This is a genomic window from Polaribacter sp. 2405UD43-2 (assembly GCF_058147125.1).
In genome coordinates this window covers 1-663 of record NZ_JBYVJX010000023.1, presented here as the reverse complement: position 1 = coordinate 663, position 663 = coordinate 1, and the positions used below count along the sequence as shown (strand labels likewise).

1 protein-coding gene is annotated in these 663 nt (G+C 32.6%); it reads right to left on the bottom strand.

Annotated elements, in window-relative coordinates:
- Nucleotides 1-139: 139 nt before the first annotated feature.
- On the bottom strand, nucleotides 140-466 hold the full coding sequence (locus ACY2RX_RS14595; RefSeq protein ID WP_490104717.1) for a hypothetical protein: 327 nt from the start codon (nucleotides 464-466) through the stop codon (nucleotides 140-142).
- Between the last annotated feature and the right edge of the window lie 197 nt (nucleotides 467-663).

The window sequence follows — 663 nt, the reverse complement described above, 5'->3', positions numbered from 1 at the left end:
CACAACGGTCTCGTATAACCGTCAGTTACGGGTTAATATGCGTTAATTTTCGGTTTAGCACAGGCGTTAGCAATTCCGAGTGGATTCGGACGTAGTCGAATCCGCCGTAATTGCGGTTATACATTGTTGTAGCACGTTTTTATTTTTTATTATTCCATTCATCATTTTCCTTCCAAATAATTTCCTCGTCCTTTACTTCAATGCAATATTTGTTCAGATTATTAACTAATTCACTAAAATCGGTTGAATGTTCAACTTTATGCATTAAAAAATCAGCCTCAACAAACTGGGTTAAAATGTCATCATCTTTCTCGATGCAAGTTTTAATTTTTGCTTTTAATTCGGTCAATTTATATGTTCCAATTTTTTTCCAAAATAAGGTTACATCAAATGACGGATTATAAACAGTTTTAGCTAAAAATCTATTCCATTTGGTGTTTTTGAATTTGTCTGTCTTTTGCTCCAAATTCAATATTTCCATTTCACTTGAATACATTTCCGCATCACTACTATCTTGAATCAGACCGTATGCACTTGTCCTCTCAAAATATTTAATAGTTTCCTTATTAATGATTTAAATTCCTACGTTTTTGTAGATTGAAATCAGAGGAAGTTTGGGTGTTTTAGATATTTGATTCGTGTTTGTCAAAATGTGCTACAACG